Genomic DNA, 14,446 nt, shown 5'->3' with positions numbered 1-14,446 from the left:
GTATTACGATTTTGTGGGGAAGTATTATTACCGTACTACACAGTGAGCCAGTCAGCATGCATATTCCAGATGGGTTTCTCGATCCGCTGGTGGCGGGGCTGTTCTGGCTCGGCTCCGGGATCGCAATCGGGATCGCGGTCAGGCGCGCCCGCGGTGAGCTGGGCGACGAACGAACACCGCTGCTCGGCGTCGTCGCGGCGGGTATCTTCGCGGCACAGATGTTGAACTGGCCGATCCCCGGCGGCACCAGCGCGCATTTCGTCGGCGGCGCGTTCGCCGGGATTCTGCTCGGCCCCTCTCTCGGCATCCTCGCTATGACGGCTGTTGTGACGATCCAGGCCCTCGTCTTCGGTGACGGCGGGATCATCGCCCTCGGCGGCAACCTCTTTGCGATGGCTGTCGTCGACGTGCTGGTCGGCTACGGTCTCTTCCGGGCGTTCAGCGGATTCCACGAGACCGGCGCGGCCTTCGTCGCGGGCTGGGGGGCGATCACGGTCTCGGCGCTCGCGGTCGGCGTCGGCGTCGGGGCCTCCTCGGCGTTCGCCTACGAGCTTGGCGTGACGGTGCCGATCATGGTCGTCGGCCACGCCCTCCTCGGGCTCATTGAGGGGGCGATCACCGCCGCCGTCTACGGTTACGTTGCGAACGCGCGGCCGAACCTTGTGGTCGGTCGCGTCGACGACGCGCTGTCGCCGGAGGTGAGCGCATGAGCGTCGCCACCGGCGACTCGTGGCTTCGCGGCGCGCTGATCGGCCTCCTCGTCCTCGTCGTGCTCACCCCGGTGTTCGGCTGGGCAGCGGGCGCGGTCGGCTACGCCGAACCGCTCGAAAACGCCGCCGAAGCGACCGGAGCCGCCGACGCGGCGACCAGCGTCGCACCCGCTCTCCTGCCGGGATACGCCATCCCGGGGGTCGGCGGATCGCTGGGGACGCTCCTCGCGGCGGTCGTCGGCACGGCACTCACACTCGCGGTCGCCGTCGGCGCGGGTCGCCTGCTCGAACCGTGACCGGCGTCGTCGGCCGCTCGGTCGAATCGATCACAGCTGCGTTGCGCGCCGTCTTTACCGCCGAACAGGTCGCCGCCACCGACGGCTTTCTCCAGCGGCGCGATCCGCGGGTGACGCTGGTCGCGGTCGCCGGCCTCGCCTTGGCGGTGATGATCACGCGAACGCTTGCGGTGACCGTTGGCTTTGCCGGACTCACACTCGCCCTCGCGTGGCTGTCGGCCGTCCCGCTCCGGCGACTGCTCGCCCGCGCCGCGGTCGTCCCGCTGGTCTCCGCGTTGATCGTTCTCCCGCAGGCCGTGTTGCTGCCGGGAGAGGTGGTCGCCTCTGTGTTCGGGCTTGCGATCACCGACGCCGGGGTCGCCTACGTCGTCCTGTTTACGTTGCGGGTCGGCGTCGGCGTCGCGCTGCTGTCGCTGATCGTATTGACGACGCCGTTTTCGGCGGTCGTCGCGGCACTGCGACAACTCCGGGTACCGGTCGCGCTCGTGTGGGTGATCGCGATCACCTACCGCTATCTGTTTTTGTTCTTTGACGAGCTCCAGCGGCTGATCTTGGCGCGGAACAGCCGGACGAAAGGGGAGGCAACGCTCCGCGGCGGCTGGCGCGACGGCCGCCGCGTCGCGGGGACGTTCCTCCTGCGAACGCTCGACCGCGGCGAGCGTGTCGGCCGCGGGATGCGAGCCCGCGGCGGGGCGCGGCCGCCGTCACCGTACCGCCGCTCGCGGTCGGTTGACGCCGGCGACTACGCGTTGCTCGTTGTCGCCGCCGTCGCGGTTGTCGGCTCGGGAGTGATTCGATGGGGGCTGTGAGCGGGGTGGTTCGATGGAGCCCGTGATCAACGCGCACGGGCTGACCCACGAGTATCCTGATGGCACAACCGCGATCAGCGAGGTGAGTCTCACGATCAGCGAGGGCGAACGCGTCGCTGTCGTCGGCGCGAACGGGTCGGGGAAAACGACGCTTCAACTCGCCCTCGGTGGGCTCATCGAACCCACCGCGGGGTCGGTCGACTACTTCGGGGAGACAACTGACGCCGAAGCCGTCCGGGAGCGACTCGGCGTGTTGCTGCAGGATCCCGACGACTACCTCTTCAACACGACCGTCCGCGAGGACATCGAGTACGGGCCGGCGCAGTTGGGCCAGTCCCGCGAGACGGCCGCCCGCCGCGTCGAGGCACTTGCCGACGATCTCGGCCTTAATGGCCTGCTGGATCGCCCGCCGTTCCGGCTGTCGGGTGGCGAAAAACAGCGGGCAGCGGTGGCAAGTGTCCTCGCCTTCGACCCTGACGTGCTCCTGCTTGACGAGCCGTTCGGCGCGGTCGATGCGACCTACCGTGAGCGCATCCAGCGGCGGATCGTTGACCACGACGGGGCGGTAGTGCTGTTCACCCCGTCGCTCGATCTCGTTCCGGCGATCGCCGACCGCGTGATCCTTGTCGGACAGAACGGTACCATCGCTGCCGACGGTGCCGTTCGGGAGGTGGTGACCGACAGATCGCTGCTGGCCGAGCAGGGCCTGCGACCGCCGCCGACGGTGCGGCTGTTCGAGGGGATCGCCCCCGACGACGAGGTTCCGCTGACGATCGCGGCGGCCCGGCAGTCCCTGCTGAACGGTGAGTTTTAGGAAACATTTGCCGCCCATGATCGCTCCTTCGGCCGGCGGTACCGTTTGAGCTTGGTGATTGTTGGATGCGGGCGTGATAGTTGTCGCTCTAAAATTTATCTATGTGGTTTCACACGCTATTTTTTCTATTATTTTTATTCAGCTCGTCTGAGGCCAGTATTACTACACTGAAAGAAACGTTTTTATCATTGTTGTCCGAATCGCAGCTTGTTATGCCTGTTTGTTCACCAGCCACACTGCACTGGCCCACACGGAGGGAGCGAATCGATGAGTGAGATGGTTCCCGGCGAGCTGCTGACGGCCGACGAACCGGTCGAGATCAACGCCGATCGCGAGACGGCATCGGTAACCGTCGAAAACACCGGCGACCGACCCTCACAGGTCGGCTCGCATTTCCATTTTTTCGAGGCGAATCCAGCACTCGATTTCGACCGTGAAGCCGCCTACGGGATGCGACTCGATATCCCGGCCGGCACGGCGATCCGGTTCGAACCTGGCTGTGAGGAAGATGTTGATCTCGTTGCCTACGGAGGCAACCGAATTATGAAGGGAATGGGCGGTCTCGTCGAGGGCGACCTCGACGACGAGGAAATCAAGGAAGCGGCTCTCGAACGCGCCCGCGAGCAGGGGTATATGGAGGCCGACGAATGAGCCGCGAACTCTCCCGGAAGGCCTACACGGATCTCTTTGGGGCAACTGAGGGCGACCGGATTCGACTCGGCGACACCAACCTTCTTGCGGAGATCGAAGAGGATCACACGACCTACGGCGACGAGGCGGTTTTCGGCGGCGGCAAGACGATGCGTGACGGGATGGGGATGCAGCCCGGCACGACCCAAGCCGAGGGCGCGCTCGACTACGTCTATACGAACGTTGTTCTGATCGATCCTGTCCTCGGCGTCCAGAAGGGCGACCTCGGCGTTCGGAACGGTGAGGTCGCCGGCTTCGGCAAGGCCGGCAACCCCGACACGATGGACGGCGTCGACGAGAACCTGATCATCGGCGCGAGTACCGACGCGGTGCCGGCCGACGGCCTCATCGCCACACCCGGCGCGTTCGACATCCACGTCCACTTCAACAGCAAGGAGCTGTTCGAGCACGCTCTCGCAAGCGGGATCACGACGATGTTCGGCGGCGGCTACGGCGGCGGCGCGACCACCTGTACGCCCGGCCCCGAGAACATCAAACGCTTCCTCGAAGCCGCCGAGGAGTACCCGATGAACGTCGGCTTCTACGCGAAGGGCAACAGCAGCCAACCCGAATCGATCCACGAACAGATCGACGCGGGTGCCTGCGGGCTCAAACTCCACGAGGACTGGGGCTCGACACCCGCCGTCATCGACAGCGCGCTCACCGTCGCCGACGAGGAGGATGTGCAGGTCTGTATCCACACCGACACGCTCAACGAATCCGGCTTCGTCGAGGACACCTTCGACGCTATCGACGGCCGAACGATCCACACCTTCCACATCGAGGGTGCCGGCGGCGGCCACGCTCCGGACGTGCTCGAACTCATCGGCCACGACCACATGCTGCCGTCGTCGACGAACCCCTCGATGCCGTACACGGTCAACACGTTCGACGAACACCTCGATATGGTGATGGTTTGTCACCACCTGAACCCGGATGTGCCGGAGGACGTTGCCTTCGCCGAGTCACGGATTCGCTCGGAGACCATCGCCGCGGAGGACGTGCTCCACGACATGGGCGCGATCAGCATGATGACCTCCGACTCCCAGGCGATGGGACGGATGGCCGAGGTTATCTGCCGGACGTGGCAGACGGCCCACAAGATGAAAGCCCAGCGCGGCCCGCTGCCGGCCGACGAGGGCACCGACGCGGACAACAGCCGGATCGAACGCTACATTGCGAAGTACACGATCAACCCCGCGAAGGTCGCGGGTATCGACGACTACATCGGCTCGCTCGAAACGGGCAAGATGGCAGATATCGCCCTCTGGGAGCCGGAGTTCTTCGGCATCAAACCCAAGTACGTCATCAAGGGCGGCTTCCCCGTCCACAGCGAGATGGGCGAGGCCAACGGCTCGCTGATGACCTGCGAGCCCGTGATGCAACGCTCCCGGGAGGGCGCGGTCGGCAAGGCGAAAAACGCCCTGAGCACAACGTTCGTCAGCGAGGCTGCCTACGAGAACGACATCGGCGACGAACTCGATCTCGATTCGACCGTCCGCCCCGTGGAGGGCACCCGCGACGTTGGCAAATCCGACATGCTGCACAACGATTACGCACCCGACGACATCGAGATCGACGCCCAGACGTTCGAGGTCGAGGTCGACGGCGAACACGTCACCTGTGAACCGGCCGAGGAACTCCCACTCGCACAGAGGTACACGCTATGAAACTCTCACCCAAGGACAACGAACGACTCACGATCTTCATGGCGGCAGAGCTCGCCAGACGACGGAAGGAACGCGGTATCGAACTCAACCACCCCGAAACGGTCGCCTACATCTCCGATTGGGTCTGTGAACGCGCCCGCGAGGGCGAAAACGTCGCCGAGATCCGCGAAGAGGCGACGAGCCTCCTGAGCCGCGAAGACGTGATGGAGGGCGTCCCGGAGATGGTTGATATGGTGCAGGTCGAACCCACCTTCCCCGACGGCACCAAACTCGTGACCGTCCACGAGCCGATCCGCGCCGACACCGAGGAGCAACTCGACTGATGGGATACCGAGACGTGGCGAAGATCGGCCTCGGCGGCCCCGTCGGCTCGGGGAAGACCGCCCTCGTCCAGCAGCTCGTCCCGCGGCTCGACGACGCCGGCTACAACGTCGGCGTCATCGCCAACGACATCATGACACAGGAGGACGCCGAGCGACTCCAGGCGTCGTTCGCCGGCCGGATCGACGAGGAGCTCGTCGCCGGCGTTGAAACCGGCGCGTGTCCACATACGGGGATCCGCGAAGACCCATCGATGAACCTCGATAAGATCGACGAGTTCACCGAGGAACACCCCGAGTTGGATGTCGTCCTCATCGAATCCGGCGGCGACAACCTCGCGGCGACGTTCAACCCCGAACTCGCCGACTACTTCATGTTCGTCATCTCGGTCGCCGAGGGCGACGACATCCCACGAAAGCGCGGGCCGGGCGTCACCCAGGCCGACCTGCTGGTCATCAACAAGACCGACCTCGCCCCACACGTCGATGTCGATCTCGACGTACTGGAGGAAGATGCCGAGACAGTTCGCGGCGAGGAGCCGACGATCTTCACGAACTGCAAAGCCGAGGAGGGGATCGACGAGGTGGTCGACAGCATCGAACGGAGCGTTCTGTTCGCGTGAGCACCGACAGCGATAGCGATAGCGGCACCGACGGCGACGCCAGCATCGACAGCGACAGCACCGCTGCCGATACCGACAGCGACGGCACCGGCGGCGACGCCGACAGCACCGATGCCAACATCGACGCCGACGCCGACAGCACCGACGACAACGACGCCGCCAGCGACGCCGCGACCGACCACACCATCCCGCCGGTGTTCCGCGAGTATGGCACCCAGCACCTCCCGCAGTCGCCGGCGTTCGGCCACGGGAAAAACGGCGTCGCCGACCTCGTCGTCGCCCGCGACGGCGACAACCCGACCCGACTGATTTCGGATCTCGTGAAGGTGCCGTACCACCTGACGGGGACGCTCGACAGCGACCCAGTCGAGGGGATGACGACGATCTGTCTGCAGGATCCGACGGGCGCGGTCACCCAAGGCGACCGCCAGACGCTCTCGGTTGAGGCCCGACCCGGTTCGCGCGCGCACGTGACGACACAGAGCGCGACGAAAATCCAGACGATGAAGGCGAGCTACGCCCATCTCGACGCGACGCTCGTCGCCGAATCGGGCGCGCATCTCGAATACATCCCCGGGTCGACGATCCTCAACGAGGACGCCCGCTGCCTGCAGACGACGACCGTCGAGATGGCCCCGGATGCGACCGTCATCGTCGGCGACGTGTTCGTCCCGAACGGGCTGACCGACCACGAGCCGTTCAGCTTCGACCATTTCCACAGTCGGCTGGAGGCCCGCGTCGATGACACGCTTGTGTGTGCTGACGCAGTCGATCTGCGACCGGACGAACGCGACCCACGCGATCCGGCGACCGTCGGCGAGCACGCTGTCGTCGGGACGCTGTATGTCTTTGCGCCATCGGCCGATGCCGACGAACTCGCCGACGCGATCCACGATCGGCTGACCGACCACGAGGTCACCGCCGGCGCGTCAGTCCTCAAAGACGACGCGGGCGTGACCGTCCGCGCTCTCGGCGACCGGAGCGCGGACGTGACCGCGGCCGTCGAGGCCGCATGGGACGAAGCCCGCCACACACTGCTCGGCACCGGCGCGCCACTGGAGGGTCGCGGCCGATGAAACGCGTCGATGGCGTCGTCGGCAACGTCGAAAGCGATCCCGACCTTGCCGCCGAGATCGACGCCCACGAGCAGGCGGACACGCTGGAGACGGTCGTGCTTGACGACACCGAGCGCAAGCGATCCCGGCTCCGCGTGACGACGGATGCGGGCACCGATCTCGGCGTGCTCGTCGATCAGCCCGAACTCGTCGCCGGCGACGTGCTCCTACTCGACGAGGAGCGTGCCGTCGTCGTCGCGTTTGAGGAGCGAGAGGCGTTCGTTATCGAGTTCTCGGCCGCCGAGGCGGCGGTCTCAACAGGGGTTGAACTCGGCCACCGGATCGGCAACCAACACTGGGATATCGCCGTCGACGGCGCGACGATCTACATCCCGGTCGAAGCCGACCGCGCGATCATCGAGGACGTATTGGGCCCCTACATCCCGGAGTCGGCGACGACGCGCTACGAGACGGTCGATGCCGAACGGTTCATCGCGGGTGACGCCGACACCGCCGTAGCCGACCACGGCGTCGATCATGACCATGATCATGGTGACGACGCCCATAATCATGGTGACGACGCCCACGATCACGGCGACGAGAGCGATGACCACGGCGACGACCACAGCCACACGCACGACCACGAGCATGAACACAGCCACGAGCATGGGCATTCCCACGACGATACTCACGACCACGACCACGCCGACTCGGCGACCGCGACAGCCTCGGAGGGTGAGCCACGATGACCTCGTCTGAGGCGTTGCTGACGGCGTTGCGGCTCTCGGATTCGATGCTACCGGTCGGCACCTACACCGCCTCCTACGGCGTCGAACAGTATCTCAACGAGGGCGAGATCGATACCGCCGACGAGCTCGGCGAGCTCATCGAAGGCTATCTCCGTGGCGTGATCGGGCCGGCCGAGGTCGTTGCGCTCGGCCATGCCCACCGCTCGGCGGCGGCCGGCGATCTCGACGGGATACTCGCGGCCGACGAACGCCTCGGCGCGGCGACGCTACCGGCAGAGTTCCGCGATAGCTCGACGAAAGCCGGCGGGAAGCTGCTGGAACTGCTCGATGAGATCGATGACGGCCCGTTCGCTGCGGCCGACACTACTGGACTGCTCGGCGAGTACACGGACGCCTGCGAGGCTGGTCGCACCGCCGGCCACTACCCTGTCGTGCTCGGCGTCGTCTGCCAGCAGGCCGGTCTCGGCTGTCGGGAGGCCGCCCTGGTGAGTGCCTACGGCTCGGTTACCGGGCTGCTCGGTGCAGCCCAGCGGCTCGGCCGGTTCGGCCACACCGCCATTCAAGCGCAGTTGTCGACGCTGTTCCCGGTGATCGAGGAGATCTGTGAGCGGTATTCCGACGCCGAGTTGACCGCGATGTGTTCGTTCGCGCCGCTGGCTGACGTGCGGGGAATGGCCCACGAACGCGCTGATCGACGGCTCTTTATGAGCTAACCGTCGGCAGCCCCGGTGTTGTCGCATTTTTCGTCCCGATCCGGAAGCGTGGATTCTTAGGTTCCCACAGCAAAGCCCCGATGGTGGCGATGATGACAGTTACCCCCACCGAGCCCCGTGCGACGAAACACTCCACTGAGCCACCGACACTATCGCGTGACTGACCTCATTCGATAGTCGCCAAGCGATGACTAAACCAGCGGGTCGAGGGTCAGCACTTTCAGATTGTGGGAATCCCAGCGGCGATTTTATACGTGACACAGCTATGAGCGGGTATGAGCGACCACCAGTCACAAACTCCGAGTCGTATGGAGCTCCTGTTCAACGCCATCGGGATCGCGCTCGTCGGCCTCTCGGCGGTCGTCCTCGCGGCGATCCTCTACGTTTCCCTTGGTGGCCTGTCAGGGCTCGACAGCATCAATCCGGCCGTCTTCGGGACGGTTCTGTTCTCGGGACTCGTTGGTGTCGCCGCGTGGCTCACCAAACGAGTCACCGATCGGTCGACGGCGCGGACGGTCTAAGATCGCCGCCGCTGTTCAGGGGCTCGTCGTCGACGGTGCTGGGTGCCACTCAGCGTTTGAGCGGTGTTGGGCAGCGACGAGTTCGATCCCGCGCTGATCCAGCAGGCCATCCTCGGTGAGCACACCCTCGATGAGGCTGCCGGGTGTAAGATCGAACTGTGGGTTCGCCACCCGCAGCTCGGCCTCGCCGTCGTAGATCTCGGTAGCTGGCCCCTCCTCGGGATGGAACGTGTCGTCCTTTGAGACCTTATCGCGGGCAGTGACCACATACACCGGGATATCGGCTGCGTCGGCCGCGAGTGCCAGCCCGCGTGTCCCGGTCTTGTTGACGACATCGCCGGTCGGGAGGATCGTATCGGCGCCGACGAGGACGGCCCCAAACTCTTCGCGGGCGAGCACCGACGCCAGTGCGGCATCGGTTGCGACCGTCACGTCGACCCCGCTGTCGGCGAGGGTTTCGGCGAGATCGATCCCCTCGCGGTTCGGCCGGGCCTCGCCGATGGTGACGGGCGCGTCGAGCTCCAGCAGCGCGTCCTTGACCGTCCCCGACCACGACAGCGTTGCGATCGGGCCAGACAGCCGGTCGGCGGCGGTTGCGGCCGCGGCGGCGTCGGCGTCGAGGGCGGCGTCGATCTCCTCGATCGCTTGGTCGTGGACGGCCGCCGGCGACTCCTCGGCACCGCTCATGACGCGGTTGACGCGGTTGGCGAGCACCGCCATGCTCGGCTGGGCGGCTTGGAGGTCGTCGGCGACCGCTGCCAGTTCCGCCCAGTCGTCGACAACAGCGGCTCGATCACGGAGCACCTCCAGGGCGCGGATCGATAGCGCGGCCGAGCCGTGGGCGGTGTCGGCGGCGATCGATTCCGGCGAGGGGGCGACCTGCTGGTAGGCGTCCCAGAGCCCGGGAACGGTTTCGCGGTCGACGATCGCGGTTGGTGTCGTCCACTCGGCGTCGGCAACGTCGGGGGCGAGATCGCGGCTCGGGGGCTCGAAACAGAACGGGTAGTGGGTGCGTTCCTCGCCGTCGTGACTGACGGTCACCGGCTCGCCCGCGGAGGCCAGCGGCACCGCTTGGTCACCGGTCGCCTCGCGGACGAGGCTGCGGGCTTCCGTTGCGGCGGCCGCCGAGCCGCCCGCCGAGGGTGCCGACAGCCCATCCCACCGGCCCGGATCGGTGTCAGCGTCGGCCGCCCGTTGGGTCAACAGCACCGCACCACGATGTTTGAGGAAGGTAGTGACGACGTGTGTCATCATCCGCTCTTTGGGCCCCACCATACTATGCTTTCCATCTCTCGGCTTTTCGAGAGGTTGCCGGCGGCGACGCTGCTATACTCACCTGTCGACATTGTCACGCAGTCACCTGTCGATGTTGTCACGCCCCCACGTGTCAACGTTGCCACGTAGTCACCTGTCGGCGTCACCACCGGTTCGTTCAACCCCTATGGCCGGCCTTTTTAGCCCACATCCCCACCGCACAGTATGGAACTGTTTACCGTCGCCGACATCCCCGAGATCGAACCGGGCGACGATCTCGCGGCGATCATCGCCGATCGCGCTGACCTCCGATCGGATGACGTGGTCTGTGTCGCCAGCACGGTCGTCTCGAAGGCTGAGGGCCGAATCGCCGATCTCGCTGACTTCCCGGCCGGCCCACGCGCCCGCGAGATCGCCGACCGCCTTGCCGAACTCACCGGCGAGGAGAAGGATCCCCGCTTCGCCCAAGCCGTCCTCGAAGAGAGCGTCGACCTCCTGATGGAAGCTCCCTTCCTCCTCACCGAAACCCGGTTCGGCCATATCGGCGTCAACGCCGGCATCGACCGCTCGAACGTTCCCGATGGCGACCTGCTGTTGCTCCCCGAGCGACCCTCCGAGAGCGCGGCCCGCATTGCTGACGGCTTGCCGACCGACCGGGTCGTCGTCACCGACACCTGCGGGCGGCCGTTCCGCTACGGCCAGCGCGGCGTTGCTATCGGCTGGGCCGGCCTGCCGGCAAGCCGCGACTGGCGCGGCCAACTCGACCGCGACGGCCGCGAGATGGGCGTGACGGTACAGAACGTTATCGACGAACTCGCCGCGGCGGCCAACCTCGTCGCCGGCGAGGGCGCGGGTGGGACGCCGGCAGTCGTCGCCCGCGGCTTCGAGTTCGGCGACCTCCCTGGCAGCGAAAACCACTTCAGAGAGGTTGAAGGCGACTACGTCCGCCAGGCGTTGCGTGGCTGGTCGTACACCGCGGAGGGGGAAGCCTGATGTTCGGCATTGAGCTCACGCCCGAGCACCCGATCGATCGGATCACCGACCTCGGCGTACAGGCCGAGGCCGCCGGCTACGACACGGTGTTTGTCTCCAGCCATTACAACAATCGCGACCCCTTCGCCGCGCTCCACCGCATCGGGGTTGAAACCGACGAGATCGCCCTCGGGCCGGGCGTCGCCAACCCCTTCGAGATCCATCCCGTCACGCTGGCCTCGAAGGTCGCCACCGTCGATGAGGCCAGCGGCGGCCGCGGCGTCTTCGGCATCGGGCCGGGCGATCCCTCGACCGCACGGAATCTCGGCTTCGCCGACGACCGTGGGCTCCGACCCGTCCTTGAGGCGTTCAAAACCGCTCAAAAACTGTGGGCTGGCGAACGCGTCGACAACGACGGCACCTTCCAGGCTGACGACGCCGGCCTCAACTACGAGCCGCCGAGCGGCGCGGATATCCCGGTCTACGTCGGCGGCGAGGGGCCCCACATGTGTCGGATGGCCGCGAAACACGCCGACGGGCTGCTGTTCAACGGTTCCCACGAGGCTGATCTCGCGTGGGCGCGCGATCAGGTCGAACAGGGCGAAGCCGACCGTCCCGACCACCGTGGCGAGTTCGACCTCGCGGCCTACGCCTCGGTCAGCGTCGCCGCCGAGCGCGAGGCCGCCCGCGAGGCGGCCCGCCCGCCGGTCGCTTACATCACCGCGGGCGCGGCCCCGCCTGTGCTCGATCGCCACGATATCGACGGCGAGACGGCCGACGAAATCGGTGAGAAGATCAGTGCGGGTGAGTTCTCCGCCGCGTTTGAGCTGGTGACGCCGGCGATGATCGATGCCTTCTGTATGGCCGGCACGGTCGACGATGTCGCCGAGCGGATGGCCGCGGTCACCGACCACGCCGACAGCATCGTTGTCGGCTCGCCGCTCGGCCCGGAACTGGAAGACGCGGTCGGGTTGGCAGCTGACGCCTACGAGCAGGCGACGAACTGATCACCTTCAACCGGTAGGGTTACTCGATCAGCTCTGACGGCCCGCGGCCGAGATTCGGCAGCGGGACACCAAGCGCGCCGAGCACGACATAGCCAAAGGCACCGACCGCTCCGAGCACGAAGAGGCTCCCGAAGGCGATCAGGATCGCCGAGATCGGGTCGCCGTTGATCACCTGTTCGACGAAGACCACCGGCATCTCGATGAGGTTCGATAGCAGCCGCAGGATGAAGCCGCCGAATGCGTTCATGCCCCACCCTTTGTGATCCCGGTATATGTGTGTTCAGGTGTCGACCGCGATCGGTCGATCCCGTTGACACCGTTGTGTCCGATCGCGGCGACCCGAACCGCCTTTCCGTACCGGTCTCCAACTGGGATCAATGAGTACGCTGTCGTGGGTTCTCGCCGGCGTCGCCATCTATACCGCGGTGGTGATTGCGGCCGACCGTCGGGGGCTGTTTCCTGACGCCATCTCGGTGAGCGGGCCGCTGCTGACGATCCACACCAAACGCGGCCGACGGTTTCTGACCCGGCTGGCGCGCCCAAAGCGGTTCTGGCGCGCCCTCGGGAACATCGGTGTCGGTTCCGCCCTCGTCATCATGGTGGGTACCTTTGTGTTGTTGATCTACCAGAGTGCCCAGATCATCGAGTCGCCGCCGACCCAAAGCACGCTTCAGAGCCCCCAAAACGTCCTTGTAATCCCCGGTGTCAACGAGTTCCTCCCGCTGTCTGTCGCCCCGGAGATCGTCCTCGGGCTGCTGATCGGCATGGTCGTCCACGAGGGCGGCCACGGCCTGCTGTGTCGGGTTGAGGATATCGACATCGACTCGATGGGGGTAGCACTGGTCGCGCTGATCCCGGTCGGCGCGTTCGTCGAACCCAACGAGGATGATGTCGAGGCCGCCGACCGCGGCCCCAGAACGCGGATGTACGCGGCCGGCATCCTCAACAACCTCATCGTGACCATCGTCGCTTTCGGCCTGCTGTTCGGCCCGGTTGTCGGCGCGATCGCCGTCGCTGACGGCGCAAGCGTCGGTGGCGTCTATCCCAACAGCGCGGTCGACGACACCGCCATCACCGCCGGCGACCGGATCGTGATGATCGACGACCAGCCGGTCGACTCCAACGCTGATCTCCAAGCGGCCCTTGCTGCCGCCGGCTCCCCGACCGTCTCGGTCACCCTCGCCGACGGCACCGAAACCACCGTCGAGCAACGCCCGCTCGTGAGAAGTATGGTCGCCGATTCGCCGTTTGCGACCGCCGATGGGAGCGATTCCGCCGATAGCGGCGACAGCGGTGATAGCGGTGACAGCGGCGATTCCACGGGCATTACCACCGACGATACGATCCGCGCGGTCGACGGTACGGCCGTCCAAACAACCGCCGAGATTCGGGCGGCGGTCGCTGCGGCCGACTCGACAGTCGTCGAGTTCACCGCCGAAGACGGCGAGACCGGCGAGACGAAACGCGTCGCTGGCCCGGTCGGCGTCATCGGCAGCGTCGCCCGCGATGGGCCGCTGGCGGCGACCGACGCCGAGGCGGGCGATCGGCTCATTATCACCGCGGTCGCCGGCGAGCGAACTATCGCCTTCGATGATCTCGAAGCCGCACTCGCTGAAACGACACCCGGCGAGGAGATCGAGATTGTCACCGCTACCGACGACGGCGACACCGAGACCACCACCGTCGAGTTGACCGCCCATCCCGACGGGACAGGCACCTACATCGGGATCACCGACGCGACAGGGTTGAGCGGGATCGGTGTCGACAGCTTCGGCGTCCAGCCGTATCCCGCGGGCACGTATCTCTCGATCCTTGGCGGCGATATCGGCGATGGGATCGCTGTTGTCCTGCTGTTTCTGTTGATTCTCCCGTTTGCGGCGGTCGTTGATCCGACACTCAACTACAATTTTGCTGGCTTTGTCGACGCGAACATGGGGTTCTACGAGGCTGTCGGCCCGCTGGCCGCGATCGGCGACGGGGGTGTGTTCCTGCTGGCGAACGTGCTGTTTTGGGTCGGCTGGATCAATATCAACCTCGCACTGTTCAACTGTATTCCGGCATTTCCGCTTGACGGCGGCCACATCCTCCGCACCTCAACGGAGGCGATCGTCTCGCGGCTGCCGACGACGGCGAAGCCAACCCTTACCCGCGCGGTGACGACCGGCGTCGGGCTGATGATGCTCATCAGTCTGGTGTTGATGGTGTTTGGCCCGCGGCTGTTGAACTGAGTCGGTCGCTCTCCG

At 66.0% G+C, this 14,446-nt stretch carries 17 protein-coding genes; 15 read left to right on the top strand and 2 right to left on the bottom strand.

Features of this window, described 5'->3' with window-relative positions; translation table 11 throughout:
- Positions 1-56: 56 nt before the first annotated feature.
- From EWF95_RS06490 to EWF95_RS06435, 12 genes are all read left to right on the top strand, one after another.
- The gene (locus tag EWF95_RS06490) at positions 57-710 is read left to right on the top strand and encodes an energy-coupling factor ABC transporter permease (protein WP_142443265.1); all 654 of its coding nucleotides are present in this window, start codon (positions 57-59) and stop codon (positions 708-710) included.
- A complete protein-coding gene (locus tag EWF95_RS06485; protein ID WP_142443264.1) occupies positions 707-1,006 on the top strand; it encodes a PDGLE domain-containing protein in 300 nt (99 codons plus the stop codon). Before EWF95_RS06490 ends, EWF95_RS06485 begins: the two co-directional genes overlap by 4 nt.
- Positions 1,003-1,815, top strand: coding sequence for a cobalt ECF transporter T component CbiQ (cbiQ, locus tag EWF95_RS06480; RefSeq protein ID WP_142443263.1), 813 nt, complete (start codon positions 1,003-1,005; stop codon positions 1,813-1,815). Before EWF95_RS06485 ends, cbiQ begins: the two co-directional genes overlap by 4 nt.
- Positions 1,816-1,828: 13 nt before the next feature.
- Positions 1,829-2,629 (top strand): energy-coupling factor ABC transporter ATP-binding protein, encoded by an 801-nt coding sequence (locus EWF95_RS06475; RefSeq protein ID WP_142443262.1) that lies wholly within the window; start codon positions 1,829-1,831, stop codon positions 2,627-2,629.
- Between the two features lie 267 nt (positions 2,630-2,896).
- Positions 2,897-3,280 carry an urease subunit beta gene (locus EWF95_RS06470; protein ID WP_142443261.1) on the top strand — a complete coding sequence of 128 codons (384 nt, stop codon included), beginning with the start codon at positions 2,897-2,899 and terminating at the stop codon, positions 3,278-3,280.
- Positions 3,277-4,989: an urease subunit alpha gene (gene ureC / locus EWF95_RS06465; RefSeq protein ID WP_142443260.1), complete on the top strand. Its 1,713-nt coding sequence runs from the start codon at positions 3,277-3,279 to the stop codon at positions 4,987-4,989. The genes EWF95_RS06470 and ureC overlap by 4 nt, the downstream gene beginning before the upstream one ends.
- Complete coding sequence (locus tag EWF95_RS06460; protein ID WP_120103214.1) at positions 4,986-5,312, top strand: urease subunit gamma; 327 nt, start codon at positions 4,986-4,988, stop codon at positions 5,310-5,312. Before ureC ends, EWF95_RS06460 begins: the two co-directional genes overlap by 4 nt.
- Complete coding sequence (ureG, locus tag EWF95_RS06455) at positions 5,312-5,932, top strand: urease accessory protein UreG (protein WP_142443259.1); 621 nt, start codon at positions 5,312-5,314, stop codon at positions 5,930-5,932. The genes EWF95_RS06460 and ureG overlap by 1 nt, the downstream gene beginning before the upstream one ends.
- Positions 5,933-6,117: 185 nt before the next feature.
- Entirely contained in the window at positions 6,118-7,008 is an 891-nt protein-coding gene (locus EWF95_RS06450; RefSeq protein ID WP_185911759.1) for an urease accessory protein UreD, read from the top strand.
- Positions 7,005-7,736 (top strand): urease accessory protein UreE, encoded by a 732-nt coding sequence (gene ureE / locus EWF95_RS06445; RefSeq protein ID WP_142443258.1) that lies wholly within the window; start codon positions 7,005-7,007, stop codon positions 7,734-7,736. Before EWF95_RS06450 ends, ureE begins: the two co-directional genes overlap by 4 nt.
- Entirely contained in the window at positions 7,733-8,449 is a 717-nt protein-coding gene (locus tag EWF95_RS06440; protein ID WP_142443257.1) for an urease accessory protein UreF, read from the top strand. Before ureE ends, EWF95_RS06440 begins: the two co-directional genes overlap by 4 nt.
- Positions 8,450-8,724: 275 nt before the next feature.
- Positions 8,725-8,970, top strand: coding sequence for a hypothetical protein (locus EWF95_RS06435; RefSeq protein WP_142443256.1), 246 nt, complete (start codon positions 8,725-8,727; stop codon positions 8,968-8,970).
- 15 nt (positions 8,971-8,985) lie between these two features.
- Here the strand turns inward: EWF95_RS06435 and EWF95_RS06430 are convergent, their stop codons facing one another.
- The gene (locus EWF95_RS06430) at positions 8,986-10,221 is read right to left on the bottom strand and encodes a translation initiation factor eIF-2B (protein WP_142443255.1); all 1,236 of its coding nucleotides are present in this window, start codon (positions 10,219-10,221) and stop codon (positions 8,986-8,988) included.
- 228 nt (positions 10,222-10,449) lie between these two features.
- Here EWF95_RS06430 and EWF95_RS06425 point away from each other — a divergent pair, with 228 nt between their 5' ends.
- Together EWF95_RS06425 and EWF95_RS06420 are read left to right on the top strand one after the other, a co-directional pair.
- Positions 10,450-11,217 (top strand): coenzyme F420-0:L-glutamate ligase, encoded by a 768-nt coding sequence (locus tag EWF95_RS06425; protein WP_142443254.1) that lies wholly within the window; start codon positions 10,450-10,452, stop codon positions 11,215-11,217.
- Positions 11,217-12,203 carry a 5,10-methylenetetrahydromethanopterin reductase gene (locus tag EWF95_RS06420; protein WP_142443253.1) on the top strand — a complete coding sequence of 329 codons (987 nt, stop codon included), beginning with the start codon at positions 11,217-11,219 and terminating at the stop codon, positions 12,201-12,203. Before EWF95_RS06425 ends, EWF95_RS06420 begins: the two co-directional genes overlap by 1 nt.
- Positions 12,204-12,222: 19 nt before the next feature.
- On the opposite strand, the gene EWF95_RS06415 is transcribed toward EWF95_RS06420, so the two are convergent.
- Complete coding sequence (locus EWF95_RS06415; protein ID WP_142443252.1) at positions 12,223-12,450, bottom strand: hypothetical protein; 228 nt, start codon at positions 12,448-12,450, stop codon at positions 12,223-12,225.
- Positions 12,451-12,580: 130 nt separating this feature from the next.
- On the opposite strand from EWF95_RS06415, the gene EWF95_RS06410 reads away from it, so the two are divergent.
- Positions 12,581-14,431, top strand: coding sequence for a site-2 protease family protein (locus tag EWF95_RS06410; protein WP_142443251.1), 1,851 nt, complete (start codon positions 12,581-12,583; stop codon positions 14,429-14,431).
- Positions 14,432-14,446 lie beyond the last annotated feature (15 nt).

Source organism: Halonotius roseus (assembly GCF_006861655.1).
GTDB lineage: Archaea > Halobacteriota > Halobacteria > Halobacteriales > Haloferacaceae > Halonotius > Halonotius roseus.
This window is presented reverse-complemented; position numbering and strand designations above follow the sequence as displayed.